The sequence below is a fragment of the Pseudoalteromonas denitrificans DSM 6059 genome (assembly GCF_900112265.1).
In the GTDB taxonomy this organism is placed as follows: domain Bacteria; phylum Pseudomonadota; class Gammaproteobacteria; order Enterobacterales; family Alteromonadaceae; genus Pseudoalteromonas; species Pseudoalteromonas denitrificans.
Genome location: NZ_FOLO01000006.1, coordinates 1 through 26062, shown reverse-complemented (window position 1 = coordinate 26062; position 26062 = coordinate 1). Strand labels below are relative to the sequence as shown.

Sequence of the window (26062 nt, the reverse complement as noted above, 5' to 3'; positions counted from 1 at the left end):
TAAAATGGCTATAAAAAAATATTTGGCTGCAACAAGTTTAATTGGGGCGAGTTTTACCTCGTTAGGCCAAACTGCTTTTATCGTAGACGATTTAAAAGTTGAAGGGCTGCAAAGAGTTGCCTTAGGTGCAGCATTAACACATATCCCTATTAATGTAGGCGATAATCTAGATGACTATACAATAGCAAAAACGATTAAGTCATTATACAGCTCAGGTCACTTTGATAATATCAAAGCTTATCGAGATGGTCAGACATTAATATTTAAAGTAAAAGAACGTCCGACAATTAGTTACATTGAGTTTGATGGTAATAAAGATATTAAAGATGAGCAGCTTGATGAATCTCTCGAAGGTAAAGATATTCGAAAAGGTGAACCTTTAGATAGAACCGTTATAGATAATATTGAAAAGGGTCTGGTTGAATTCTTTCATAGTATTGGTAAATACAATGCGACTGTTGATGTAAGCATAACTAATTTACCACGTAATCGCGTTAAGCTAAAATTGAAATTTGATGAAGGTGAAGCAGCTTCTGTTCGTCAAATCAATTTAGTCGGTAATCAGTTATTCTCAGATGAAGAGTTATTGCAACAAGTAGAATCACAACAAGATTTATCTTGGTGGGATTTTATGGGCAATGATCGTTACCAAAAGCAAGCAATTCAAGGCGATCTAGAAAAGATACGCAGTTATTATTTAGATCGTGGTTACTTGCAATTTAATATTGATTCCACACAAGTATCTGTCAGCCCAGATAAAGAAAATGTATATGTTTCAGTTAACCTCACCGAAGGTGAGAAATTTAAAGTGAGTGGTTTTGACTTTATAGGTGATTTGTTAGATAGAGAAGAGCTTATTCGCTCAGTCATACCTCTAAGAGCTGGCGAACTTTATAATGGCTCTGTTGTTACTTCCTCTGAAGAATTTATTAAAAGTTACTTAGCACGTTTTGGTTATGCGAATGCTGAAGTAAGAACAATTCCAGAAGTTGATGAAGAAAAAAAAGAAGTTAAGCTTACTTTATCAGTTAATCCTGGGAAACGTGTTTATGTAAGACGTATCAATGTTTCAGGCAATGCAATTACCGCAGATGAAGTGGTTCGCCGTGAAATGACTCAGTTAGAAGGTGGTTGGTTATCAAATCAATCATTAGAGCGTTCAAAAATTCAAATGCAGCGTTTGATGTATATGGAAAGCGTTGAGTTTGATGTGACACCTGTGCCTGGCTCTGATGACCAAGTTGATGTAGATTTTACAGTAAAAGAACAATCAGCTGGTAGCTTTAATGCAGGCTTAGCGTATGGCTCTTATAATGGTTTACAATTTAATATCGGCATTAGTGAATCTAACTTTTTAGGTTCCGGTAACCAAGTCGCTTTTAATATTAATACATCAACAGGTTCAGAGTCGGTTAGTTTATCTCATACGGACCCTTACTTTACACCTGATGGCGTTAGCTTAGGAAACCGTATATTTTATCGTAATTATGATGCTAGTAAGTTTAGCCTTGTTGATTATAAAAGTACGTCTTATGGTATTGGTAGTAGTTTAGGGTTCCCAATTGATGCGATTAATCGTATTAATTTTGGCGCTACTTTAAGTAAAGAAGAGTTATCTCAATTATCTGAATATGAGCAAACACGTATAATGCGTGAAACCTTCTTAGACCCTGAAGATCCTGATGCAGGCTTTGATTTTACAAAAGTAGAATTGAGTATTGGTTGGTCAAGATTAACACTCAACCGAGGTTTATTCCCAACAGCTGGTTCTCGCCAATCATTAACGCTAAAAGCAACAACACCGGGATCAGACCTTACTTATTTTAAAGTCAATTATGACTCTAAATTTTACTGGCCTATTAGTAATGATCATAAATGGTCATTTATGACACGTGCAGCATTTGGTTACGGTAATGGGTTTGGCACGACAAATGGCTATGATCAAATTTTGCCGGTTCAAGAGTTCTTTAGAATTACAGAGTCAGAATTACGTGGCTTTGATAGAAATACAATATTACCTAGAGCTGTACAGCGTAACCCAAGTCCATTACCTGGTTCGCCAACACCAGATGGCAATGCGAGTAATATTGGTGGCGATCCTGAATTTGACCAAATAGGCTTGGCTGGTCGTATTGGTGGTAATGCTAAAGCACTTGCCGGTTTAGAATTAATTGTACCAACACCTTTTTTAGATGATGAAAATACAAGTTCAGTTAGAACAAGTTTTTTTGTTGATGCTGCTAATGTTTGGGATACAGAATTTGATGTGAACCGCTTTTCTAACTTATCTGTAGATCAAAGGGCTAAACTAGATGATTTTTCTGACGCTTCGAGGTTTAGGGTAGCAACAGGTATGTCAATTCAATGGGTATCTCCAATGGGGCCTATGGTGATTAGTTTTGCTTATCCACTTAAAAAAGAAGAAGATGACAAGACTAAATCAATTAGCTTTAATATAAGTAATACTTTTTAGATAGAATTTCAAAGGAATTTATTGTGAAAAAAATAATTAAATCAAGCATATTCGCAACTATGATGTTAAGTACTTCATCAACCGTTTTAGCACACAATGTTGCTGTAATTGATATGCAAAAGATTTTTAGTCAGCTGCCTCAAATGAGCACAATCGAACAAACTTTACAAACAGAGTTTTCTGAACGTCGCCAAGAAATTGAAAAATTACAAGGTGATATCCGTTTTGAAGCTGAGAAGTTTAAGCGTGAAAGTGCAACAATGAGCAAAGCGCAAAAAACGGCTTTGACTGAGAAGTTACAAAAAATGCAACAAGATTTTGCTGCAAAAGCACGCCCTCTAGAGCAAGAAATAAAAACACGTCAAAATCAAGAGCTATCAAAAGTACAAGCTTTAGTATTAAAAGCTGTAGAGTCTGAAGCTAAAGCGAGTAAAATTGATGAAGTTAAAAGAAAAGAAGCTTTAGTATATTTTGATGCTAAAAAAATAAAAGATATATCAGCTAAAATCGTTGAAAGAGTAAGTAAACTTAAATAATGCAGCATTTTACACTTGCCTATTTGGCTGAATACTTAGGTGCTGAACTTGTTTTTAGCGAACATGAAGAAGACTCTAATAATGCAAATGTATTAGAAATAACACGTATTGCAACTTTAGAGTCAGCTCAGAGCGGACAAATTAGTTTTTTAGCCAATAAAAAATACCGAAAGCAACTTGAAACTACACAAGCAAGCGCTGTTATTTTAACGCAAGCAGATGCTAAGTATTATACTGGTAATAAATTAGTACTGGCAGATCCCTACGTGGCTTATGCAAAATTAGCACAGCTAATGGATACAACACCAAAATCGGCGAGTGGTATTCATTCATCAGCTGTTATCCATGCAGATGCGATTGTGAGCGAAAGTGCTTCAATTGGCGCTAATGCGGTTATTGAAGTAGGCGCTATTATTGGCGATGATTGCCAAATTGGCCCTGGTTGTTTTATTGGCAGAAATGCTAAATTAGGCTCAAATTGTAAAATTTGGGCAAATGCAACTATTTATCATGAAGTCGTGCTAGGTGATAACTGTATTATTCATGCTAATGCAGTTATAGGTTCTGATGGGTTTGGTTTTGCTAATGAGCAAGGTAAATGGATTAAAATTCCTCAGCTAGGCTCTGTTGTTTTAGGGTCAAATGTTGAGATAGGTGCAAGCACCACAGTTGATAGAGGGGCATTAGGTGATACTGAAATACATTCTAATGTCATTATTGATAACCAATGTCAGATTGCACATAATGTTGTTATTGGGCAAGGCACTGCTATGGCTGCGTGCTCAGTAATTGCAGGAAGTTCCAAAATTGGACAATATTGTCAAATTGCAGGCTTATGTGGCATTAATGGCCATATCGAAGTGTGTGATAAAGTCATTTTAACCGGAATGGCGATGGTAATTTCGTCAATTACGGAACCTGGAGTGTATTCTTCGGGTATTCCCCATAGTAAAAATAGAGATTGGCGTAAGCAAATGACACATTTACGTCATATTGGCGATATGAACAAAAAAATTAAAGAGCTTGAAAAACTCTCAGCTTCTTTAGTTAAAGTTGAATAAAAGGAATAATATTTTGGCTGAAGAATTAAATGGCTTAGATATCCAAGAAATTATGGCTCTATTGCCACATCGCTATCCAATGCTTTTAGTTGATAAAGTTGTCGATTTTGAAGCGGGAAAGTATTTGCATGCAATTAAAAATGTTACTGCAAATGAACCTATATTTACAGGACACTTTCCTGGACAGCCTATTTTCCCAGGTGTAATGATATTAGAAGCTTTAGCGCAAGCGACAGGACTATTAGGATTTAAAACCACAGAAGGTCGTGCTGAGAATGAACTATACTTGTTTGCAGCAATAGATAACGCTCGGTTTAAACAGCCTGTTTATCCTGGTGATACGTTACATTTACATGTAGATTTTATTAAAGAACGTCGTAATTTATGGAAGTTTTATGGTGAAGCAAAGGTAGACGGCAAGGTTGTTTGTTCTGCTGAATTAATGTGTGCAAGAAGAGAGTTATAAGCGTGATCCATCCCTCTGCGATTATTGAGCCTGGTGCTCAACTTGGTAAAAATGTAAAAGTAGGTCCTTGGACTTATATTGGCAATGATGTTGTGATTGGTGATGATTGTATTATCGAATCACATGTTGTTATAAAAGGGCCATCTGAGATAGGCTCTGGAAATCATATTTTTCAATTTGCGTCTGTAGGCGAAGCTTGCCAAGACAAAAAATATAATAATGAACCAACAAAACTGATTATTGGAAATAATAATGTCATTCGTGAGAGTGCAACAATACATCGTGGTACGATCCAAGATGAAGGTATTACAAAAATAGGCAGTAATAATCTATTTATGGCATATACCCATGTTGCACATGATTGTATTGTAGGTGATAACTGTATTCTTGCTAATAATGCGAGTCTTGCAGGACATGTACATGTTGGTAACTGGGCTATTTTAGCGGGTAATTCAGGTATACATCAATTTTGTCATATCGGAGATCATGCTTTTGTTGGCATGTATTCGGGTGTGAATAAAGATGTACCGCCATTTGTTACTACTATTGGCACACCAGCAAGAACCGTTGCAATTAATACAGAAGGCATGAAGCGCAGAGGCTTTGAATCTGATGAAGTGATGGCAACTCGTCGCGCATACAAAACATTATATCGCAAAGGTTTAACTGTTGAAGAAGCGTTGATACAAATGGCTGATGATATTAATAATTATCCAGCTGTTAAAACCTTTGCCGAGTTTGTCAAAAATTCAGAGCGTGGTGTTGTGAGATAAACCTGTTAAGTAGCTTTGCTTAAATTATTATTTTCAGGGTACTGATAAAGCTAGCCTATAAGTTTTAATTCATTATAAATGCAATAATTCACTGAAGTTATTGCATTTATAATAGCTAATGACTTCAAAAATGATGCTGTATCATTTATAAATCAGTTTAGTGCATTTAATTTGGAATACATTCATCTGGAGCATCATTACCTGTTCTAGCACTAGATAAATAACGTTCACTGCCACCACCTACTTTTGCTGTCATATCTATTGGAAATACTCTTTTGTCTTTAGATAAATTTTTAAGTTTCTTTTTATTTAGTTTTAATATCATTTTACTTCCTAATCTATATTAATACTTGAAGCTGCCAATATAGTGTAAAATTTTAATATCCGTAAATAGCTTTAAGACAGTTCATAGTTCATTTCAAGATAGACATAGTAACTTAGAAACTAATTCTCTTATTGTTAAGCATATAGCTGTAAAAAAACTTTGAATGCCAGGTTATTTATAGCAAATATGTAACGATCTTTTTTGTTAAGTCATTACCAAATAATCTTTGTTGTAACTTATGAAAATTGTATTTAATGCTTATCAGAGCAGTTCAAAAACGATAAACTATTCAAAAGTTGCTAAAGTCGTTTTACATAAAAAGCACACAGAAAAGTACAAAAGGTAAATAAAGATTGTTAGAGAATACAAATGTGAATAATAAGGTATTACGTATTGGCATCATAGCTGGAGAACATTCAGGTGATATTTTAGGTGCAGGGTTAATTAAAGCGATTAAGGCTATTAATCCTAATGTTCAATTCGAAGGCATTGCTGGACCAAGAATGAAAGCATTGGGTTGTCATTCTTATTTTGCAATGGAAGAATTGGCTGTAATGGGAATATTTGAAGTATTGCCTAAACTAAAGCGCTTACTGAATATAAAGAAAGAAATTGTTCAGCATTTTGTGAATAACCCCCCAGATGTATTTATTGGAATAGATGCGCCAGATTTTAATTTAAGAGTCGAAAAACCTTTAAAAGAAGCGGGTATAAAAACAGTACAGTATGTGAGTCCTTCAGTTTGGGCATGGCGTAAAAAACGTATTTTTAAAATAGCTGATGCAACAAATCTAGTTTTGGCTTTATTACCATTTGAAAAAGCATTTTACGATGAACATCAGGTACCTTGCAAATTTGTTGGTCATACATTAGCAGATGAACTGCCATTGGTTGTTGACCAAGATGAAGCTCGTAATAAATTAGGTTTATCTCAAACGGATAAAGTTTTAGCTTTATTACCCGGAAGTCGAGGTTCAGAAGTTAAAGTATTAAGCGAACCTTATATTCAATCTGCTAAGTTACTTAAGAAAAAAATCCCAGAATTAAAAATTGTAGTCCCTTTTGTTAATGATAAAAGAAAAACTGAATTTTGTGATTTTGCACAAAAATTAGCACCTGAACTCGATTTTATTATGTTAAATGGTCAATCTCGTGAAGCTATGCAAGCTGCAGATGCAATTTTGTTGGCATCAGGAACCGCAACTTTAGAGGCTATGTTTTTTAAAAAACCTATGGTTGTTGGTTATAGGTTGAAGCCGTTAACGTATCATTTGTTAAATACTTTTTTTACCTTTGATATTAAATATTTCTCATTACCTAATTTATTAGCTGATGATGCTTTGGTACCAGAGTTGTTTCAAGCACAATTAACCGCTGATAATTTGGTTGAAAAATTAGAGCCATACTTGCTAGAAGATCAAACAAAGTTAAAAAAGACCTTTATGAAAATGCATGAAACACTACGTTTAGACGCAAGTAATGAAGCAGCAAAAGCTGTGTTGGAATTAATTAAGCAAGGTGCGTATTAATGGAAATACACCGTCCAGATACCGATTTTATAGCTGGTGTTGATGAAGTTGGCCGAGGTCCCCTTGTTGGAGACGTGGTAACGGCTGCTGTTATTTTAGATCCTAAAAAGCCCATTGATGGTTTAGCAGATTCAAAAAAACTCACAGATAAAAAACGCCAAGCACTCGCCTTAGAAATTAAAGAAAAAGCTTTATGCTATTGTATTGCCCGAGCAAACATTGATGAAATTGATGAGCTCAATATTTTGCATGCCACTATGCTTGCAATGAAGCGCGCAGTTGAAGGTTTAGCAATACCAGCTGAGTTTGTTTTTATTGATGGTAATCGATTACCAGATATAAGTGTTCCTGCACAAGCAATAGTTAAAGGCGACAGCTTAGTTGCTGAAATAAGTGCAGCTTCTATTTTAGCAAAAGTAGCGCGTGATGATGAAATGATTCAGTTAGATAAAGTTTATCCACAATATGGATTTGCAGGACATAAAGGTTATCCTACCAAAGCACATATAGCAGCTCTTGAAGAACATGGAATAACGCAGCATCATAGAAAGAGCTTTAAACCAGTTAAAAAAATTATTGAAAGCACCTTTTCTACAAAAAATGCTAAATAGGACCTCTCAAACAATATGAATCCCCCTAATTTTGTTCATTTACGCGTCCATAGTGATTTCTCTTTAGTTGATGGGTTAGGTAAAACTAAGCCTATTGTTGCTAAAGCCGCTGAATTAAACATGCCTGCATTAGCAATTACAGATCAAATGAATTTATGTGGCTTAGTGCGTTTTTATGGTGCAGCACATGGGGCAGGTATAAAACCAATCGTTGGAGCTGATTTATGGGTGCAATCACCTGAATTTGAAGGTGAAGTGTGTCGTTTAACCGTTTTGGCAAAAAACAACGTAGGCTATAAGAATTTAACCGTATTAATTTCTAAAGCCTATCAAAGAGGCCATGTTTTAAATCGTGCTATGGTTGATAGGGAATGGTTAATTGAACATAAAGAAGGTTTAATTTTACTTTCTGGGGCAAAAGATGGTGATTTAGGTAAAGCACTACTTAAAAATCAAATTGAACAGATTGAGTCGATCACGCAATTTTATCAAACTCATTTTCCAGATCATTATTATATTGAACTAATTAGATCAGGGCGAGCAACTGAGGAAGAGTACTTACATTATGCTGTTACTCACGCCAGTCAAACTCATTTACCCGTCGTTGCGACTAATGAAGTTGTATTTATAGAGCCTTCAAAGTTTGAAGCTCATGAAATTAGGGTTGCAATCCATGATGGTTTCACTATTGATGATAAACGCCGACCAAAGCGCTTCTCCCAACAGCAATTTTTTAAATCTGCAGATGAGATGGCTGAGCTTTTTAGTGATATTCCTGAAGCACTAAAAAATACAGTTGAAATTGCAAAAAGATGTAATGTGACAGTTAAGTTAGGCGAATATTTTTTACCTGATTATCCAACTGGTGATTTAAAGATTGAAGATTTTTTGGTTCGTGTTTCAATTGATGGTTTAGAGGAACGTTTAGGTATTTTATTCCCTGATGAACACGTTAGGGCTGACAAACGAAAACCATATGATGATCGTTTGAAAGTAGAACTTGATGTGATAAACAACATGGGTTTTCCTGGTTATTTCTTGATCGTAATGGAGTTTATTCAATGGAGTAAAGATAATAATATTCCTGTAGGGCCTGGTCGTGGTTCAGGTGCCGGTTCTTTAGTTGCATATGCATTGCAAATTACAGACTTAGACCCGTTAGAGTTTGAGCTTCTATTTGAACGATTTTTGAACCCTGAGCGTGTTTCTATGCCGGATTTTGATGTCGATTTCTGTATGGATAGACGTGATGAAGTTATAGATCATGTTGCAGCGCTATATGGGCGTGATGCGGTATCACAGATAATTACTTTTGGAACTATGGCAGCAAAAGCCGTAATTCGTGATGTAGGACGTGTATTGGGGCATCCTTATGGTTTTGTAGATCGCATATCGAAACTAATACCAGGTGATCCTGGCATGACTTTAACAAAAGCATTTGAGGTAGAGCCAAGATTACCAGAAGCATACGATGGTGATGATGAAGTAAAAGACCTTATAGATATGTGTCGTATCTTAGAAGGGTGTAACCGAAATGCCGGTAAGCATGCTGGTGGTGTTGTTATATCACCAACAACGATTACAGATTTTGCAGCATTGTATTGTGACGATGAAGGTAAATTTCCGGTTACACAGTTTGATAAAAATGATGTTGAAACAGCTGGCCTTGTTAAGTTTGATTTTTTAGGTTTACGTACCTTAACTATTTTACAGTGGGCCATAGATATGGCCAACGAACGACTCACTCGCGAAAATAAAGATCACATCGATATTACAGCGATCCCGTTGGATGATAAAAAAAGTATTGAGTTGTTATTAAGGGCTGAAACAACTGCGGTATTCCAATTGGAATCTCGTGGCATGAAAGACTTAGTTAGAAGATTACAACCAGATTGCTTTGAAGATATGATAGCCCTCGTTGCGCTATTTAGGCCCGGCCCATTACAGTCAGGCATGGTAGATAACTTCATTGAACGTAAGCATGGCCGAGAAGAGGTTTCATACCCTGATTCAACTTGGCAACATGATTCATTGCAACCAATATTAGAACCTACCTACGGTATTATTTTATATCAAGAACAAGTAATGCAAATTGCTCAGGTTTTATCTGGTTACTCTCTTGGTGGTGCAGATATGTTACGCCGAGCCATGGGTAAGAAAAAACCTGAAGAAATGGCGAAGCAGCGTGCAACCTTTGAAGAAGGTGCTGTTAATAATGGTGTCGACGGCGAGCTGGCGATGAAGATCTTTGATCTGGTTGAAAAATTTGCCGGATATGGATTTAATAAGTCTCACTCAGCCGCATATGCATTAGTATCGTATCAAACACTTTGGATGAAAACGCATCACCCTGCGGAGTTTATGGCTGCGGTAATGTCGGCAGATATGGATAATACCGACAAGATAGTGACACTTGTTGATGAATGTGAAAACATGAATATGCCTTTATTACCACCAGATGTAAATTGTGGTTTATTTAAGTTTAATGTAAATCTTCAAGGGCAAATAGTGTATGGCTTAGGGGCGATTAAAGGAGTAGGTGAGGGGCCCGTTGAAACTATTTTAGAGGCGAGGTCTCGAATAGGTCAGTTTAAAGATCTTTTTGATTTTTGTGCCAACATTGATTTAAAGCGATTAAATAAGCGTGTTATTGAAAAATTGATAATGGCGGGAGCGCTTGACAGTTTAGGGCCTAAAGTAACTGATAAAAAAGACAAAAGTGCTGTGCAAGGTGCCAGAGCAACATTAATTGCCAGTTTACCTGATGCAATTAAATCGGCTGCTCAACATAATAAAGCACAAGAATTAGGGCAAGATGATTTATTTGGTTTATTAGCTACAGAGCCTGAAGATGTTGCTCAAGCATTTATACATGTACCTCGTTTTTCTGATAACGAATGGTTAGAAGGTGAAAAAGAAACCTTAGGGCTTTATCTAACGGGCCATCCAATTAATCAATATCGTAAAGAATTAAAACATTATACCAGTGGGCGTTTAGTCGATCTGCAGCCAACTGACCGTGATGTGCAGACAACTGCTGCAGGTTTGGTCATAAGTACACGAGTATTGATCAATAAAAAAGGAAAACGTTGGGGTTTAATTACACTTGATGATAAAAGTGCTCGAATGGATGTGCGTTTTTTTCCTGAACAGTTTGAAACTTTCGAAGAATTGTTACAAAATAACAATATCTTGGTGATAACCGGACAGGTCAGCTTTGATAACTTCTCTGGAGGCCTTACAATGACGGCTCGAGAAGTATGTAAGATAGAACAGGTACGTGAAAAACGCATTCGAAATATAAAAATGAAAGTGAAAATGCAAAATATTGATGATAAATTCTTCGATAAGTTGCAAAATGTACTTGAACCTTATAAATATGGTACTTGTCCTATCATTATAGAATATGAACGCCCGGATATAATCACGGAGCTTTCACTAGGTACCCAATGGTGCGTGACGCCAAGCGATGACTTATTACATAGGTTAGGTCAATTGGCAGCGCAAGATATAGATTTAGAATTTAACTAGTTAGGTTTTTTAGAGCATGAGTCTCAATTATCTGGATTTCGAACTTCCAATCGCAGAATTGGAAGCAAAAATTGAAGAATTACGTAGTATTGGTAACGTTGGTGAATTAGACCTAAGTCTTGAAGATGAAGTCAGTCGCTTAAAAGAAAAAAGCACAGAGTTAACACATAAAATTTTCTCTGATTTAGGAGCATGGCAAGTTCAACAACTTGCGCGTCATCCTTTACGTCCATATACACGTGATTATATAGATCATATTTTTACTGAATTTGATGAGTTATGTGGTGATCGTGCTTTTGCAAATGATCCTGCAATCATAGGTGGTATTGCACGTTTAGATGGCGAACCAGTAATGGTTATTGGTCATCAAAAAGGGCGTGATACTGCTGAAAAAATAAAACGTAATTTTGGTATGCCAAAACCTGAAGGTTACCGTAAAGCATTACGCTTAATGGAAATGGCTGAACGTTTTAATATGCCTATTATCACCTTCATTGATACTCCTGGTGCTTACCCTGGTGTTGGCGCTGAAGAGCGTGGGCAAAGTGAAGCCATTGCTAAAAATTTAAAAGTAATGGCAGGCCTAAAAGTGCCCACTATCTGTACTGTTATTGGTGAAGGTGGATCTGGTGGTGCGTTAGCTATTGGTGTTGGTGATCGTGTAAATATGCTGCAATATAGTACTTACTCTGTTATTTCGCCTGAAGGTTGTGCCTCTATTCTTTGGAAAAGCGCTGAAAAAGCATCTTTAGCTGCTGAAGCTATGGGTGTAACTGCTGACCGTGTTAAAGAACTTGATCTAATTAACAATATCGTTGATGAACCTTTAGGTGGTGCGCATCGTAACCACGAAGGCATGGCCAAAAATTTAAAAATGCAATTAAAACGTGATTTATCAGATCTTAAAGCATTATCAACAGATGAAATGCTTGAACAGAGATATGATCGTTTAATGTCATTTGGTTATTGCTAATGATTAGGCTGCTAGAGGCAGCCTTTTGATGAAAGCTTCCAAAGTTTATAAAGCATTCAGTAATGTGCTTGTACATAATTTGAAAACTATAAAGCCACAATCAAAAACTTTGACTGTGGCTTTGTCTGGTGGAGTAGATTCAGTTGTACTACTTCATTTATTACACACCTTTAATAAGTTACATCCTGAATTTAAATTAGAAGCAATTCATGTTGATCACGGTCTTAGCTTAAATGCTAAAAATTGGCAGACCTTTTGCTCAAATCTATGCAATGAACTTGATATTCCATTAAAAATTGCTGAAGTAGAAGTTAAGAAAAAAGCGAGACAAAGCCTTGAAGCTATAGCTCGGGAGCAAAGATATCTGGCTTTATTCAAACTATCGGAGCCTACAAGTGTCATTTTTCTTGGTCAGCATCAAGATGATCAAGTTGAAACTTTTTTATTGCAGCTTAAAAGAGGGTCTGGTTTAACAGGGCTAAGTGCAATGTCGATGTTAAGCCAACAGCAAGGGCGGAGTTTATTTAGGCCATTATTAAATACTTCAAGGGAGCAGATTGAAGCCTTTTCAGCCCAGTTTGGTATTCAGCACATTATTGACGAGTCAAACGAAGACACAATCTTTGATCGTAACTTTTTACGCCATGAAGTTGTGCCATTATTAAATCAAAGGTTTAATAATTTTAACGCCTGCGTTTCAAGAAGTGTCGATTTATTGCAGCAGCAGCAAAGCTTAATTGACGAAATATCTCAATCAGATTTGATACAAGCTAATAAAAAAGCACACTTTAAAAGTAGTAACTCCTTGCCAATTTCATTTTTAGCATCACTTACACACGCCAGACAAGCTAATTTAGTTAGGCATTGGTTAGCACAACAAAATAGCTTAATGCCGTCTAAGATGATGTTAGAACAGATACTCAATCAGGCTATTAATGCAAAACAAGATGCTAAAATATGTATTCAAATAGGTCTTAATACACTACAAAGGTTTAGAAATGAATTGTATTTTGTTTCCCCTAAGCAGATACCTGAAAACGTATTCAATTGCATAGGAAGTAAAGTTGATTTAAGTAATGGTGATGTATTAGAGAAGCACTGTGGAAAAGGCGTTCGTGAGCTACATTTTGATGAAAAATTAAGTATTCAGTTTGGAGTGCTAAAAGCACGTATAAAACCAGTTAATAAACCAGGGAGTAATACCGTTAAACATTGGCTTAAAGATGCAAAAGTCCCCACTTGGGAAAGAAATTTAGTACCTTTAGTTTTTTACAATGACACTTTAGTTCAAATTGTTGGTTATTTTATAAATCAAAATTATGCGCATGATCAAGGTGTTTTTTGGCAACGTATAGAAGAAAATAAAATATGAGAACAAGTCCACAAGTTGGAAGCTCTATTATCTCACAAGCTTACATAGGCTTTATTTTATCATTACTGATTATTGTACTTTTGTGTATTACGACTGAAATATATATTTTTTCGATAATGAACGGTTTGATTTCAGGTGCATTCACTTCCACATTGTTATTATGTTATTGGCGGGGAAAAGGCGGAGTATTTTTTATTTTAGCCTTAATGTCTCCGCTATTTTTAATTGTTTTTACAGTTTTACCTAGTTTTATCGCTTTGTTTCAGTTGATAGCATCATACTTTTTTGGAACGTCTACTTTATTAATGTTATATGGTTTTGCAAACAAAAAATAAATCATAAGCTGTAACAAAGAAAAATCACTTTGTTACAGTATTTTAAAGCAATCTCTACCAGCTCCTTTTGCTTGATATAGTGCTTTGTCAGAACGTTCAAAAACACTTATCTGATCATCTTTTACTTTTGCTAAAGTAAACCCAATACTTGTAGTAACATTATGTTTGGCTAATAAAGCATCTTTATGTACTAATCTTTGTATTCGATCGGCAATGATATTACAAACTCCTTCCTGGTTATCGTCAATTAAAATTGAAAATTCATCTCCCCCAAACCTAAATACAGTATCTATTCCACGGATACTTTGCATTAAAAGAGCTGAAAACTGAACCAAAACTTGATCACCTAATAAATGTCCATGAGTATCATTTACCTGTTTAAAGTTATCTAAATCTAATAACATTAAACCAAATCTTCTGTGATGACGGCGACAGCGATCCAATTTTTTATTTAAATAGTCATTAAAGTGGCTGCGGTTACTCAGGCCTGTAAGCGTATCTTTTGTTGCCAGTTTTTTTACGCGATAAAACATTAATGCATTTCTTAATGGATATGCCAGTACATTATGCAAAAGTTGTAGTTTTTCTTTTATAAAAATACTGATTGGCTTTTGACTAAAATAAACTAATTGGCCTAAACGTTCACTTTCTACTTCTAAATCAAAAGCAAATGCTTTTCCTTGATGTTTGCTGCCAGACATTTCAATAACACCATCTGTGCTATGAAACTGTAATCCAGAAATTGGAAATAACTTCGTGGCTTCCAATGAAAAAATATTAATTAACTTTGTTAACTCTAAAGTCTTTTGTAATTGAGAAACTAAACTTTGAATATTCTCATCATTTAGAGGACGGTAATAATCGGCCGTGGTTGGCAAGTATTCTCCTCTACTTGAAGCAGATTGTGTTAAAACATGTACATTTTCCACTTGTTTTCCCCACTAATGAAATTATCTAAAATGCATTGATGAAATAAAGCACAAATTATGCCAGTTATGTATTTGTGATTTTTATTGCCAGAATTACTTCAATAACTAAAATTAAAACAAATAGTTGCTATATTTAATTTGATATATCAGATTTTTGATAAATAAAAATAAGAAGGAAGTCTTACTTGCAAAGTGTTTTCAGTGAAATTTTCAGTCTCTTGGTAATTGCTGTATTACTTGTTTGGATATTCAAAAGAATTAATTTACCACCTATATTAGCCTACCTTGCTACGGGTCTCATTGCTGGTCCCTATGCATTAGGCTGGATCACTGATTATCAAGAAATTCATTTAGTTGCAGAGTTTGGTATTGTATTTTTATTGTTTTCATTAGGTTTAGAATTTTCAATACCTAAATTAGTTGCTATGCGCCATGTTGTATTTGGCTTGGGTACTGCACAAGTTCTTATTTCTACTTTTCTATTAATGTTAGTTGCAATCATGTTTGGCACCAGCTGGCTGAGTGCTTTTAGCATTGCCAGTTTATTGACACTTTCATCAACAGCAATAGTTGTGAAACAACTTAGTGAATCAGGAGAGTTGCATACCAGAAGAGGACAATTAGCGATTGGTATTTTATTATTCCAAGATATTGCCGTTGTGCCTCTATTAATTGCGTTACCACTTTTAGCTGGAAGTGGTGATCAACATCTCCTTATTGCTTTACTTATAGCACTGGGTAAAGGGGCCTTAGTATGTGGTTTATTATGGGGAATAGGAAAGTGGATTTTACCACGTATATTTAATGAAGTGGCAGAAGTACGAACTGATGAATTATTTGTTTTAACGACTTTGTTAGTGACATTATTTGCGAGTGCATTGACCCATTTTTTTGGTTTATCTATGGCATTAGGTGCATTTTTAGCTGGGATCATGTTAGGTGAAAGTCAATATCGCCATCAATTAGAAGCAGATATACGACCTTTCAGAGATATATTAATGGGATTGTTTTTTGTCACAGTTGGTATGCAGCTGGACATGACGTTTGTATTAATGAATGCGAGTTGGGTTATTTTAGGTTTGTTAGGGCTTATTTTAATAAAGTGTTTAGTCATAAAGTTATTAGCTCGTTTTATGGGGGAAAGCCATAAAGATTCATGGTCAACGGGTTTAATGTTATGCCAAATGGGGGAGTTTGGTTTTGTATTAATAGCGCTTGCTTTACAGCATGAGTTAATCGCTTCATCTTATGCCTCTTTATTAATTGCTGTTGGGGTACTCTCGATGGCAGTGACACCATACCTAGTTGATAACAATCAAAAAATTGCTAGGCTTCTTTCTCATTCAGAAAAAAACAAACAAAGTAACAATGAAAATCCAACATTTAAATCCGAACTTGAAAATCATGTTGTTATATGTGGATTTGGTCGTGTAGGGCAAACGGTTGCACGTTTTCTAAAAACAGAAGCGATTCCTTATATTGCACTGGATGTTGATCCTGTTCGTATACGAGAAGCACAGGCCGCAGGTGAAAATGTACATTTTGGACATGTAAAACATAAAGAAGTATTAAAAGCTGCTGGTATTGCAAATAGTAGATTGGTGATAATTACCTTTGCTGACTTTGATAAATCTATGACAATAATCAATGTTATTAAACAAATTGCAGATAAAGTTAAAATTTTAGTCAGAATGAAAGATGATAGCCACTTAGGTGAGCTAAAAGATGCTGGTGTAACTGAAGTTGTACCTGAGTCATTGGAAGCCAGTTTAATGCTCGTATCGCATGTTTTGTTTATGTCGGGCGTTCCTGTGAAACGGATTTTGAGAAGAGTACAGCAAGAGCGAAAAAATAGATACGGGCTATTACACGGTTATTTTCCTGGTGAAAACTCAGATATTGCGTCAAGTTCAAGTGAAAGGTTAGAGTACTTACATGCCGTTGCTTTAACTGATGATGCATTTGCAATAAGTAAAACCTTAGAGCAACTAGCACTAGATAAAAAGCGTGTTGATGTTATGGGACTACGTCGGGAAGGTAGAGAGATTTCACAGCCTCTACCAGGTATGATTTTACAATGCCAAGACATTCTCGTAATCAGAGGGAAGCCTAGACAAGTAGAGAGAGTTGAAAGATACTTGTTAGAAGGGGATTAAAAAAGGCTATTAGTGAAAGGTATTTATGTATTTGGCATTAGTTAATTTAAGATTTATTTACATTTTATATCTAAAAATTCCAAAATTTCATCTAGTTGATTTAAACCATCTTGATAACCAATCTCAATTAAGTGGCGAGTATAAGACTTTTCAAATAAAAGGTAGCTAGTTAAACTAGACTCTGAATGCGCTTTAACCCCAATCAACCTTAAAATCATTTTTATTGCCAATGGCATTTTATCGTAGTGCTCACAGGCAATGGCATTAAAGTTTTTAGAAGGGTTAATAACAAAAGTTTCAACACGCTTGAGTTCTTGATGTTTATCTCTTGCTGGCAGTAATGAAACAGTTCGATTTACTCGTTCAAGTCTTTCAATATCAGAATGTAATGTATCTGAAAATATCGTATCAAGCAGATGACCTGCAATGCTAGAAATACCAGGGTAATGAGGTTGAAAACCAAGGTATTTATTATCGGTTGGTTGATCAACCCCAATAATAAAAATTTTATTTGCACCTAAGTGAATAGGGGGACTTAATGGAGAGAGTTGATGTATTGAGCCATCTCCAAAATAAGCCTGATTTATTTTGATACTTGGAAATACCATAGGAATGGCACTTGAAGCCATTAAGTGCTCAATATTAATTTGAGACTGCTCACCACATCGTTTAGCTCTTTTCCATGGAACGCTATCTTTAGCTTGGTAAAATGCGACTGACTCCCCACTTGAGTAGCTAGAAGCGGTAACCGACAAGGCACGTAAATAACCGTTAGCAATATTTTTATCTATTCTTTTAAGCTCCATAATACTTTTTAAGTAACTTCTTAAAGGTTGATTATCAAGTAAACTTGCCGGTGGATGGTTTAGATGATCCGATTGAAAACTAGAAAGCATGTTAGTTAATATGTGCCCAAACACATGACGAAAATCGCTGTGATATACCTGTTTTGTGCTAAAGTTTTTCCACACCCACTCAAGCTTTTTTACACCTAAGTGAAAACACGAAGCATAACTGGCAACAGCAGTTGCATTTATAGCACCTGCTGACGTACCATTTATAATACCAAAAGGTGAAGGACAATTACGCGGTAGTTTAGTTGCTATAGCTTTGAGTACGCCAACTTGGTAAGCTGCTCGTGCGCCGCCTCCAGTCAGTAACAAGGCTGTTTTATTTGCGGGTACTATATTATGCTGTGTTGTTTTTTTTATCATGCAGGCATAATCAACTTTAGTTGAGTTGTTTTCTTTAATTTAGAAGATATTGAATTAAAAAGAAATTATTTATTTGAATATGAGTGAAATATGACTGAAAAAATGGATCAAGAAGACTCTAAAGTGACTAAAAAACGTATTTATATGTTTGCATTAGTAATTATGTTAATCGTAATCGTTATTGCGAGTATTAAGCTATTTTCTAAATTGAACACCAATGAAAGCACAGCACCAGTTGCTGTTGTAATACCAAAATCAGAAGTCATCGTTCCTGAAGTAACTGAATCTCAAATTGATGATATTGTATCACCAGAAGTCAAAGAGCAGCCAATATCTGTTATTGAGCCTGTAGAAACAAAAGCTTTACCCATTGCTGTTGTTAAAACTTTGCCACAATTGAATGACAGTGACCTGAGTATACAAACTGAGTTAACTCAGTATTTTGCAAAACAAACCTTAAAATTATTTGTTAAAGATGACATGGTTAGACGTTTTGTTGTATATGTTGACAATATTGGGAAAGGTAAAATAGCAAAAAAGCATAGTCCACTGATAGAGCCTCAATCAAGCTTTAGTGTTATAGATGGTGATATTTTAACGATTGCACCCCAAAGTTATGATCGCTATACACCTTACGTAGAATTATTCACTAGTATGACACCACAGCAAGCAGTGAGCTTTTATAAAGAATATAAGCCATTATTTGATGAAGCTTATGAAGAAATTGGTTACCAAGAACGTGACTTTGATGAAGCTATTTTAGATGCAATAGACATGATACTAACAACGCCAATAGTAACAGGAAATGTACCTTTACTGACTGAAAGTGTTGTTTATAAATACGCATACTCAGAATGGGAACAATTACCGCCAGCACAAAAGCAATTATTAAGAATGGGTGCTCGGAATGTTAAAAAAGTTAAAAGTGCACTTAAAGGAATAAAAAAATATTTAGAAGTGCCAGAGTAGAGAGCTAGATACACTAGATAAAATGTAAATAACAATACAAAAAGCTGAGTTTTATACTTAGCTTTTTCATTTTGTACAATAACCATGCAAACAGTTGGATATTTTAAATTTTAACTTGAATTAATCTACATAAATAGTGATAATCCGTTCCGCGTCTAACAAGACCCTCTATGGTAGTCTTATTGGTCCTCTCGCAACAATAGTTCGTGAACTTGGTCAGGCCCGGAAGGGAGCAGCCACAGCGAATGACTTGTGTGCCGGGATGTGGCTGGTAAGACTGCCACCCAATCTATGATATTTGTAGTTTTCACCATAAGTTGACATAAAGTGAAATCAACTATCAACTATTCACCAAAACCTGCACCATAAGATGGCATAACCTTGCATATTTCCACTATTAGTTTACATAAAGTTACGACTAAACTGAACACTTAAAATTAAACTAACAATACGATACAACTGGTTAAAGTTTAAATGCCTCATGGCAACTTAGAGCCTATTGCGATCGTTGCCCTGCAGGTAATGAAATGTGGTGTAGTGGTACAAATTTAAAAAGTGGCGAACGGCTCTACACACGGTTTGCGGGTTATTTAAAGGATTGTAAAAGCTGCCAGTCACAACAGCAGTGTTTGTGAAAAACGCCCATAAAAACGGGGCGACATGTCCAATTTTTAAATGACAGTGAATTAATAACACCACCAATAAAGGCATTAATAAGTTCACCTTGCGAGGATAAGATAAGTGAATGCTCAGTGAAAAATTTACTGTTTAGTTCATAACATAGAAAAGTTAAGAAATAGCCTACTTTAAAGATGAAACCCACAACCCTCCCCAAATATCATTCAAATAGGGTCTTTTTACTTATAAATTTCATTCTAGTTATAAAAATAAAAAATCAGCAGAAACGTAAACGTTTTTGATTGTTAAAACAATTTAATATCAGTAGAGTGTCTCGATTGAAAAATATAAATAAAAACGGGTAATTCTACAGGCTCGTTACGCGTACGAGGTGTGCAGATAAATGAAAGTCTATCTATATGATGAGAGGAATACACCTGAGGGGGGGGGGTTAGAGTTTATTGGCCTGAAGAAGCGATTGATCTTCTTAAATCGGGTAAAGTTACTGAATTAAGTCTTGATCATGACCTTGGCGATGATGTCGTGCTTTGGGTTGAAGAGGCCGTGTTTACTCAAGGGTTTGTTCCACCAAAGATAAAAGTACATTCTGCTAATACTTCTGCTCGTGAGAAAATGGAACTTGGTCTCATGAATATTGACGAAAAGTAAATGAATAAAGCACGTAGCATAAGCCAGCAATCAGACTCCGTAAACTGTGGTTGGCGTTTTATTCTTATGGAGAGTTGATGAATATAAATCAAGAGTTGATGTTCTTTTGGCTTGTGATTGTCTTGATGATAGTATCAGGTCTCTCAGGAGCATATTGTAGTTATAAACTGAAACCTATGTCTGTGACTACAAGGCTTATAAAAGCAATAGCTCTGGTTTCTGGTATTGCTGTTAGTATTATAACTATTTATTTATTAATTGAATATCCAAAAACAACGTATAATTAATTATTTAACGAACATAACAAGCAATTTTATCAGGTCTAAAAACTGTGCGGGCTATTTTCGATTCGCTACATTTTAGCCCACAACTATGGGCCTCTTAATGAGGAGTTATTTTTTTCTTAGGATTAGTGAATGGACGTCATAATTCCAATATTTATCTTTAGCCTAGTTCTTCTTGCTACTTTTTTAGTATACAGAAAGTTAATTATTCAACGGCAAATATCATTTATCAAAAACTATAAATTTCCTGAAACAGTAAAAAGTAAAGTTAGTGAAATTTATCCCCATTTAGACTCATCAGAACTGCAACAAGTTATGAGAGGGTTGAAAGATTACTTTTACTTAATTCATATTGCTAATAAAGAGTCTGTAGCTATGCCGTCCCAAATTGTAGATGTAGCGTGGCATGAATTTATTTTGTTTACTCGTGAATATGATAAGTTTTGCTCAAAAGCTTTTGGATATTTTGTTCATCATACCCCAGCTGAAGGAATGAAAAGCCCAATTGAAGCTCAGATTGGGATAAAAAGGGCTTGGGAGCTATCTTGTAAAAGAGAGTTAATTAATCATTTCGAACCGAAAAGACTGCCTGTTATTTTCGCATTAGATGCAAGGCTTAAAATCAAGAATGGGTTTTATTATGAGCTTAACTGTATCTCTTCGGTGTCCGATAAAAATGATAATATTCAAAAAGAGCTTCGATATTGTGCGGGTCATATAAGTATATCAGCAGACTACGCTCCTACACTTGATGGTAAACCTGCTGAGGGAGGAAGAGGTTGCAGTGGTGGAGGGCATTACACTGGATGCAGTGGCTCTGGAGGTTGTAGTAGCAGCGGAGATTAGAAAGTATAAAAATGTGTCAAACGCTTGATTCGCATTCATTATTCGCATAATTTTAGCCAAGCTTAATCAGCATATTATGCGGGCGTTGGTATGAGGATATATTTAGTAAAAATGAAATATTTTTTAGCATGCGCCATTTTGTTTTTTTCTGTCTCATCTTTTTGTGAAGATATTAATATTGAAGTTAAAAAATTAATGGGTTGGTTGGATTCTGCTAATGCTAAAATTAATGCAACAGAAGCATTAGCAAATGGTGATATAAGGTTATGGGCCGTAAAAGGGTTTACGCTTTACATTCCTAGTGTAAAAAACGAGCAAAAAGAAATTATAGAAAGAACAGCAATAGTTAAAAAACATAGTTTTCGTATAATTAAAGGAACAAGTGATGCGTTAGTAAGTGAAGAGCATCAAAGGTTAAATCATCTAGCTTGGCAATACGCGAAAGAATACAATAAATTCATATTAGCTAATTACATTGATGATTCGCTATAAAAATGCGTTAAACACCTATAGGAATTATTAACTTGCCCGTAGAGATTGTAGGAGATGTTTTTTCTGGTATTTTTCGATTTATATTAAGAATATTTGTTGAAGTAATATTTGAATTTTTGATTAAAGGCGTCGGATATCTATTTTGTCGGATGTTTGGCAGAAAAGTTGATCCTGATGGTCTCACCGTAATAATTGTTGGGCTGGTTATTTGGGGGCTGGTAATCTTTGGAGGTTATCAATTATTGTCTTTTTTAGAAATTGATAGTTGCTTAGATACTGGTGGAAAGTATAATTACGAGCTCAAAGAGTGTGTTTTAAGTGATTAATAATATTGATGTAAAGTGTGTGTCGGTGCTTAACAAGTACCATCACTCAGAAATTTACTCCCTCCGCTCCCAAATTTCCGGTGTAGTAAACGTTAACCCTCATTGGAGAATAAATTGACTATTGAAGTTTGGATTTCATTCATTGCCGCATCAATCATTTTATGTTTTTCACCTGGACCAACCGTATTTTTGGTTATGGGACAAGCATTAGAGTACGGAAAAAAATCAGTTACTCCTTTGGTGGCAGGTACCTTATCTGGTGATGTCATTGCAATGAGTTTCTCATTTGTAGGGATGAGCGCTCTTTTAGCAACATCCGCAACATTATTTAGTATTTTAAAATGGGCTGGTGCACTATATTTATTATATTTAGGTATCAAAGCTTTTCGTACAAAATCTAGTGCCACAGACGTTGAATCGAAGCAGATGGAAAAAGGCTCTGTTTATTTTAACGCTTTATTGGTAACTGCTTTAAATCCAAAAAGTATTATATTTTTCATGGCTTTTTTCCCTTTATTTATAAACGCTCATGCCCCTATTTTACCACAAATGCTAATTATGGCTGTAACCTTTCTTACAGTATCAACTTTGAGCGTTACGTTTTACGCTACATTTTCAGGCATATTGCGTAATAAAGTTAGTTCGGTTAAATTTCAAAATGGTTTTAATAAGGTTAGTGGTGGTATGCTTGTTGGAGCTGGTGCTATTACGGCAACAATACAAAAATAAAGGCTTACAAGCCTCTAAATCAAGATTCACCAAGGGTGTCTGCCAATAGCTGCGCAAACTCACTTATTAGCGGGGTGTTGCACACCAAAGGATAGGGTATGGATATCATTACAATAATTCACGTTACTCTTGCTGTCACTGCGACCATAAGCGGGGCTATTGTTATGTCTCGTAACAAAGGTGATATTTTTCATACTCAGTTGGGCAAATTATTCGTAGCAAGTATAGTCTTAGTAAATATTACAGAATTCGCTTTTTTACCTAAATATGGTTTTTCTATTTTTCAGCCCCTCGCTTTATGGAATTTAGTTTGGGTACTTTGTGGTTATTATTATGCGGCTAAAAAACCAAATAAAAATTGGCTAATTACCATTTTTATTTTATGACATATGCTTATGTCGGTGTTGTAGCAGCGGCTGTTGCAAGAATACCTTTAAGTTTTGGTTTTCTCCCTAATGAATCCGCTTTTATTGCAATTGCGTTTGTTTTTGGTATTTCAGTTTATATCATCGAAAAACAAGGAAAGAAGTTACGCACTATCGGTGAATAACATACAAGAGACGATGGCTTAAAAGCCCCTTACTTAAGCCTACTTTTTAGGTCAGTTGAATGCCTGCTTTGTTTAGATCTTTAGATCCCAGCCAGTACAACTAATTTAGCTGCAACTCATAACTTGAGGACTGGTGTCGAAAAAGCCTACATTGAGTAAGCCACGGGGAATTGGCTCTGAACTATGGGGATTGTTCCACCGGTTTATTCCGCTGTTGTATTATTGTCTCGCTGTGGAGTTCTTATAAAAATAACTGCTTATTCTTGCCTCTATACTATACTTTTGATTAGTTTCTATTTCACAAAACATTGTACTGGTTGTTAATTTCATTATTAGTCCCAAATCGTACTTTCAATAATCAGATAATTCGACACTGGCTTCAGGGGGTTATAAGTGTCAATACCCATCATTTTCAATGTGAAATAAATAAAACTTAACCTAGTGCTTGCACCATTTTATCAAATGGCTTGTTAGGGGGGGATATGAGGTTACTTGGAATAAGTTTAGTAGTACTAATGTCTACTAACGCTTTTGGATATGAGCTACCAATAAAAGCCTGTTTTACAGAATGGTATCCGTACTCTTATATTAAAGATAACCAACCTACTGGTTTATCCATTGATATTTATAGCGCTCGTTATCAAACGAGCGGGATTAACTATATCTTATGAAATGAAACCTTGGGCAAGATGTAAGTTAGAATTTTCAAGTGGAAAATTTAATGCCCTTGTGGATGGAGATTTAGATATTCCCAATTCACTCAACGCAAAACATGGGCCCATTTCTTGGGTGATATTGTTTTGGGTTCATGAAAAGAGTTCCTATCAAAAGTATTTAGGCTATTCTCAATTTGACAATAAAAATATAGGCTATGTCCGAGGCTATGCTTACCCTAAGGAATTTTTGGACTATCGGCGGTATTATCATAAAGTTGATGTCACAAATGACTTAAAAGGATTAGAAATGTTAGATAAAGGACGTTTCGATGCTTTTTTGGGAGATCTGGTTAATAATGATCAATTGGTTAAAGAGAAAAACTTAAACGTCAGAGCACTAGCCCCTGTAGTTGAACACAGTTATTTAACTTTAAGTTTTTCTGAAAGCTTGCCTGATCAACATCATAAATTTGAGACGGCACTAAATCAAATGTATCAAGATGGAAGCATTGATTTTTTTTATAAAAAATATTTGGGTATTACTTATAAAAAATTTATTAAAAAATATGTGGAGAAGTGAAAACAATATAAATGTGAATACATATACTGATCCCTGCTTATATTTCAATAGTGCGCTAAACATGGGGCTATGTTAACTCATAACTTTGGTCTTTAAAGTCGCAAAACTGACTCTTTTCATAAATCTTATTTTGGATATTTTGGACCTATAGTAGATCTTTGCATGATTTTAACAAACAAACCTTGTTGAGTAGTTTAGTTATAAATAGGCGGCTGTTCACCGTTTTAGGCTCGAGCTGCTGTTAAGATTTGTATTATAATTCAAACCGCTTAAATCGGTTCTGGCTAATACCATTAGAAAAAACTTCTGAATGTGTACATCGAAATTCAAGTGTATCCTTTAGTTGACCAAACAACGAGATCCCACTTCCCAATAAAACAGGAATAGTCGTAATTATCATCTCATCGATCAAATCTTCATTTAGAAAACTCTGAATTGTAACACCACCATCAATATATAAATTTGTATAACCGTTACTTTTTAGTTTCTCAGTTAATTCTTTTAAATCACCATTCACTAAAGAAACTTTGTCTTCGTAACCCTTTGGCACTGAATTAAGCGTATTACTTAAAACAAATACAGGCTTTGAATACGGCCAATCACACTCTAGTGTTAGCACTAGCTCTAAGGTGATTTATTAGCCTTTAAACATAATGCTAAAGGTGAAATTATTGCGTTACTCAAAACAGATAATATGCAGCAATGTCGGGGATAATACTATTATTGTTAACTAACCTGAGATCTGGTTAAGCATCGCCATTTATTAGTCTGGCATCATACCAAATACATCTGCTGATAGTTTTATACACGGCTTCTGTTTCTTTAAGCAATAAGCCACTATTCCAGATATCAAGTTGAGCATGAAACTTGTTTCACTGCGATGGCGGCTATGTTCTATTTGAGATATATTTTTCAACTGGTCATTGATAGTTTCAATGATGTATCTCTTTGATAACATGGCTCTATCGAAGGCTGACATGGCTTTCGACTTCATGTTTTTTCGAACTGTTGTAATCAAATCTACATCGAGTTCCTTTAGTTTTTCATTTAACTCTTTGC

The 26062-nt window shown here is 35.4% G+C and carries 26 protein-coding genes, 1 other RNA gene and 2 pseudogenes; 24 read left to right on the top strand and 5 right to left on the bottom strand.

Annotation, left to right across the window (positions count from 1 at the left end):
• Positions 1–4: 4 nt before the first annotated feature.
• The 5 genes from bamA to lpxA are packed head-to-tail and all read left to right on the top strand — an operon-like array spanning position 5 to position 5309.
• Positions 5–2473: an outer membrane protein assembly factor BamA gene (bamA, locus tag BM088_RS05625; RefSeq protein WP_091981333.1), complete on the top strand. Its 2469-nt coding sequence runs from the start codon at positions 5–7 to the stop codon at positions 2471–2473.
• Positions 2474–2496: 23 nt separating this feature from the next.
• Positions 2497–3009 carry an OmpH/Skp family outer membrane protein gene (locus BM088_RS05620; protein ID WP_177207961.1) on the top strand — a complete coding sequence of 171 codons (513 nt, stop codon included), beginning with the start codon at positions 2497–2499 and terminating at the stop codon, positions 3007–3009.
• Positions 3009–4070: a UDP-3-O-(3-hydroxymyristoyl)glucosamine N-acyltransferase gene (gene lpxD, locus BM088_RS05615; RefSeq protein ID WP_091981330.1), complete on the top strand. Its 1062-nt coding sequence runs from the start codon at positions 3009–3011 to the stop codon at positions 4068–4070. Before BM088_RS05620 ends, lpxD begins: the two co-directional genes overlap by 1 nt.
• Before the next feature lie 13 nt (positions 4071–4083).
• Positions 4084–4536 carry a 3-hydroxyacyl-ACP dehydratase FabZ gene (gene fabZ / locus BM088_RS05610; protein ID WP_091981326.1) on the top strand — a complete coding sequence of 151 codons (453 nt, stop codon included), beginning with the start codon at positions 4084–4086 and terminating at the stop codon, positions 4534–4536.
• 2 nt (positions 4537–4538) lie between these two features.
• Positions 4539–5309, top strand: a complete 771-nt coding sequence (gene lpxA / locus BM088_RS05605) for an acyl-ACP--UDP-N-acetylglucosamine O-acyltransferase (RefSeq protein ID WP_091981323.1) — start codon at positions 4539–4541, stop codon at positions 5307–5309.
• A 166-nt stretch (positions 5310–5475) separates the two neighbouring features.
• On the opposite strand, the gene BM088_RS27140 is transcribed toward lpxA, so the two are convergent.
• On the bottom strand, positions 5476–5634 hold the full coding sequence (locus BM088_RS27140) for a hypothetical protein (RefSeq protein WP_177207960.1): 159 nt from the start codon (positions 5632–5634) through the stop codon (positions 5476–5478).
• Between the two features lie 353 nt (positions 5635–5987).
• Here BM088_RS27140 and lpxB point away from each other — a divergent pair, with 353 nt between their 5' ends.
• From lpxB to BM088_RS05575, 6 genes are read left to right on the top strand one after another with little or no spacing between them, the layout of a single operon-like run.
• On the top strand, positions 5988–7163 hold the full coding sequence (lpxB, locus tag BM088_RS05600) for a lipid-A-disaccharide synthase (RefSeq protein ID WP_091981319.1): 1176 nt from the start codon (positions 5988–5990) through the stop codon (positions 7161–7163).
• On the top strand, positions 7163–7774 hold the full coding sequence (gene rnhB / locus BM088_RS05595) for a ribonuclease HII (protein ID WP_091981316.1): 612 nt from the start codon (positions 7163–7165) through the stop codon (positions 7772–7774). Before lpxB ends, rnhB begins: the two co-directional genes overlap by 1 nt.
• A 15-nt stretch (positions 7775–7789) precedes the next feature.
• Entirely contained in the window at positions 7790–11305 is a 3516-nt protein-coding gene (gene dnaE / locus BM088_RS05590) for a DNA polymerase III subunit alpha (RefSeq protein WP_091981312.1), read from the top strand.
• 16 nt (positions 11306–11321) lie between these two features.
• Complete coding sequence (gene accA / locus BM088_RS05585; RefSeq protein ID WP_091981308.1) at positions 11322–12278, top strand: acetyl-CoA carboxylase carboxyl transferase subunit alpha; 957 nt, start codon at positions 11322–11324, stop codon at positions 12276–12278.
• Between the two features lie 28 nt (positions 12279–12306).
• Positions 12307–13650, top strand: a complete 1344-nt coding sequence (gene tilS, locus BM088_RS05580) for a tRNA lysidine(34) synthetase TilS (protein ID WP_091981304.1) — start codon at positions 12307–12309, stop codon at positions 13648–13650.
• Positions 13647–13985 (top strand): hypothetical protein, encoded by a 339-nt coding sequence (locus BM088_RS05575; RefSeq protein WP_091981301.1) that lies wholly within the window; start codon positions 13647–13649, stop codon positions 13983–13985. The genes tilS and BM088_RS05575 overlap by 4 nt, the downstream gene beginning before the upstream one ends.
• A gap of 32 nt (positions 13986–14017) precedes the next feature.
• Here the strand turns inward: BM088_RS05575 and BM088_RS05570 are convergent, their stop codons facing one another.
• Positions 14018–14914 carry a GGDEF domain-containing protein gene (locus tag BM088_RS05570; protein WP_091981298.1) on the bottom strand — a complete coding sequence of 299 codons (897 nt, stop codon included), beginning with the start codon at positions 14912–14914 and terminating at the stop codon, positions 14018–14020.
• Between the two features lie 185 nt (positions 14915–15099).
• On the opposite strand from BM088_RS05570, the gene BM088_RS05565 reads away from it, so the two are divergent.
• Positions 15100–17070 (top strand): monovalent cation:proton antiporter family protein, encoded by a 1971-nt coding sequence (locus BM088_RS05565; protein WP_091981295.1) that lies wholly within the window; start codon positions 15100–15102, stop codon positions 17068–17070.
• Between the two features lie 53 nt (positions 17071–17123).
• Here BM088_RS05565 and BM088_RS05560 read toward each other — a convergent pair whose 3' ends face one another.
• On the bottom strand, positions 17124–18284 hold the full coding sequence (locus BM088_RS05560; RefSeq protein WP_091981291.1) for a patatin-like phospholipase family protein: 1161 nt from the start codon (positions 18282–18284) through the stop codon (positions 17124–17126).
• Positions 18285–18374: 90 nt separating this feature from the next.
• Here BM088_RS05560 and BM088_RS05555 point away from each other — a divergent pair, with 90 nt between their 5' ends.
• From BM088_RS05555 to BM088_RS05500, 12 genes and pseudogenes are all read left to right on the top strand, one after another.
• Positions 18375–19253 (top strand): DUF3014 domain-containing protein, encoded by an 879-nt coding sequence (locus BM088_RS05555; protein WP_091981288.1) that lies wholly within the window; start codon positions 18375–18377, stop codon positions 19251–19253.
• Between the two features lie 180 nt (positions 19254–19433).
• An RNA gene (gene ffs / locus BM088_RS05550) (signal recognition particle sRNA small type) lies at positions 19434–19530 on the top strand.
• A 229-nt stretch (positions 19531–19759) separates the two neighbouring features.
• A pseudogene (locus tag BM088_RS28070) lies at positions 19760–20009 on the top strand (transposase); the annotation flags it as partial.
• 324 nt (positions 20010–20333) lie between these two features.
• Positions 20334–20540, top strand: a pseudogene (locus tag BM088_RS28065) (cyclic-phosphate processing receiver domain-containing protein); the annotation flags it as partial.
• A 77-nt stretch (positions 20541–20617) separates the two neighbouring features.
• Complete coding sequence (locus BM088_RS05535) at positions 20618–20827, top strand: hypothetical protein (RefSeq protein WP_091981280.1); 210 nt, start codon at positions 20618–20620, stop codon at positions 20825–20827.
• Positions 20828–20956: 129 nt separating this feature from the next.
• On the top strand, positions 20957–21670 hold the full coding sequence (locus tag BM088_RS05530; protein WP_091981276.1) for a glycine-rich domain-containing protein: 714 nt from the start codon (positions 20957–20959) through the stop codon (positions 21668–21670).
• A 111-nt stretch (positions 21671–21781) separates the two neighbouring features.
• Positions 21782–22162, top strand: coding sequence for a hypothetical protein (locus tag BM088_RS05525; protein WP_091981272.1), 381 nt, complete (start codon positions 21782–21784; stop codon positions 22160–22162).
• A 32-nt stretch (positions 22163–22194) separates the two neighbouring features.
• Positions 22195–22488 (top strand): hypothetical protein, encoded by a 294-nt coding sequence (locus tag BM088_RS05520; protein WP_091981268.1) that lies wholly within the window; start codon positions 22195–22197, stop codon positions 22486–22488.
• 114 nt (positions 22489–22602) lie between these two features.
• Positions 22603–23217, top strand: coding sequence for a LysE family translocator (locus tag BM088_RS05515; protein ID WP_091981264.1), 615 nt, complete (start codon positions 22603–22605; stop codon positions 23215–23217).
• Between the two features lie 98 nt (positions 23218–23315).
• Complete coding sequence (locus BM088_RS05510) at positions 23316–23603, top strand: DUF2306 domain-containing protein (protein WP_091981260.1); 288 nt, start codon at positions 23316–23318, stop codon at positions 23601–23603.
• A complete protein-coding gene (locus tag BM088_RS27135; protein WP_177207959.1) occupies positions 23600–23767 on the top strand; it encodes a hypothetical protein in 168 nt (55 codons plus the stop codon). Before BM088_RS05510 ends, BM088_RS27135 begins: the two co-directional genes overlap by 4 nt.
• Before the next feature lie 618 nt (positions 23768–24385).
• Positions 24386–25003, top strand: coding sequence for a substrate-binding periplasmic protein (locus BM088_RS05500; protein ID WP_143085037.1), 618 nt, complete (start codon positions 24386–24388; stop codon positions 25001–25003).
• Between the two features lie 253 nt (positions 25004–25256).
• Here BM088_RS05500 and BM088_RS05495 read toward each other — a convergent pair whose 3' ends face one another.
• Both BM088_RS05495 and BM088_RS05490 read right to left on the bottom strand, forming a co-directional pair.
• Complete coding sequence (locus BM088_RS05495) at positions 25257–25622, bottom strand: dihydrofolate reductase family protein (RefSeq protein WP_245763762.1); 366 nt, start codon at positions 25620–25622, stop codon at positions 25257–25259.
• A gap of 144 nt (positions 25623–25766) precedes the next feature.
• Positions 25767–26062, bottom strand: a 296-nt coding sequence (locus tag BM088_RS05490; RefSeq protein WP_281247148.1) for a transposase, incomplete at its 5' end; no start/stop codon positions are given.

Coding starts and splice junctions, on each gene's coding strand:
- bamA (WP_091981333.1), top strand. CDS start 5: ATGGCTATAAAAAAATATTTGGCTGCAACAAGTTTAATTGGGGCGAGT.
- lpxD (WP_091981330.1), top strand. CDS start 3,009: ATGCAGCATTTTACACTTGCCTATTTGGCTGAATACTTAGGTGCTGAA.
- BM088_RS27140 (WP_177207960.1), bottom strand. CDS start 5,634: ATGATATTAAAACTAAATAAAAAGAAACTTAAAAATTTATCTAAAGAC.
- rnhB (WP_091981316.1), top strand. CDS start 7,163: ATGGAAATACACCGTCCAGATACCGATTTTATAGCTGGTGTTGATGAA.
- dnaE (WP_091981312.1), top strand. CDS start 7,790: ATGAATCCCCCTAATTTTGTTCATTTACGCGTCCATAGTGATTTCTCT.
- accA (WP_091981308.1), top strand. CDS start 11,322: ATGAGTCTCAATTATCTGGATTTCGAACTTCCAATCGCAGAATTGGAA.
- tilS (WP_091981304.1), top strand. CDS start 12,307: ATGAAAGCTTCCAAAGTTTATAAAGCATTCAGTAATGTGCTTGTACAT.
- BM088_RS05575 (WP_091981301.1), top strand. CDS start 13,647: ATGAGAACAAGTCCACAAGTTGGAAGCTCTATTATCTCACAAGCTTAC.
- BM088_RS05560 (WP_091981291.1), bottom strand. CDS start 18,284: ATGATAAAAAAAACAACACAGCATAATATAGTACCCGCAAATAAAACA.
- BM088_RS05555 (WP_091981288.1), top strand. CDS start 18,375: ATGACTGAAAAAATGGATCAAGAAGACTCTAAAGTGACTAAAAAACGT.
- BM088_RS05535 (WP_091981280.1), top strand. CDS start 20,618: ATGAATATAAATCAAGAGTTGATGTTCTTTTGGCTTGTGATTGTCTTG.
- BM088_RS05530 (WP_091981276.1), top strand. CDS start 20,957: ATGGACGTCATAATTCCAATATTTATCTTTAGCCTAGTTCTTCTTGCT.
- BM088_RS05525 (WP_091981272.1), top strand. CDS start 21,782: ATGAAATATTTTTTAGCATGCGCCATTTTGTTTTTTTCTGTCTCATCT.
- BM088_RS05510 (WP_091981260.1), top strand. CDS start 23,316: ATGGATATCATTACAATAATTCACGTTACTCTTGCTGTCACTGCGACC.
- BM088_RS27135 (WP_177207959.1), top strand. CDS start 23,600: ATGACATATGCTTATGTCGGTGTTGTAGCAGCGGCTGTTGCAAGAATA.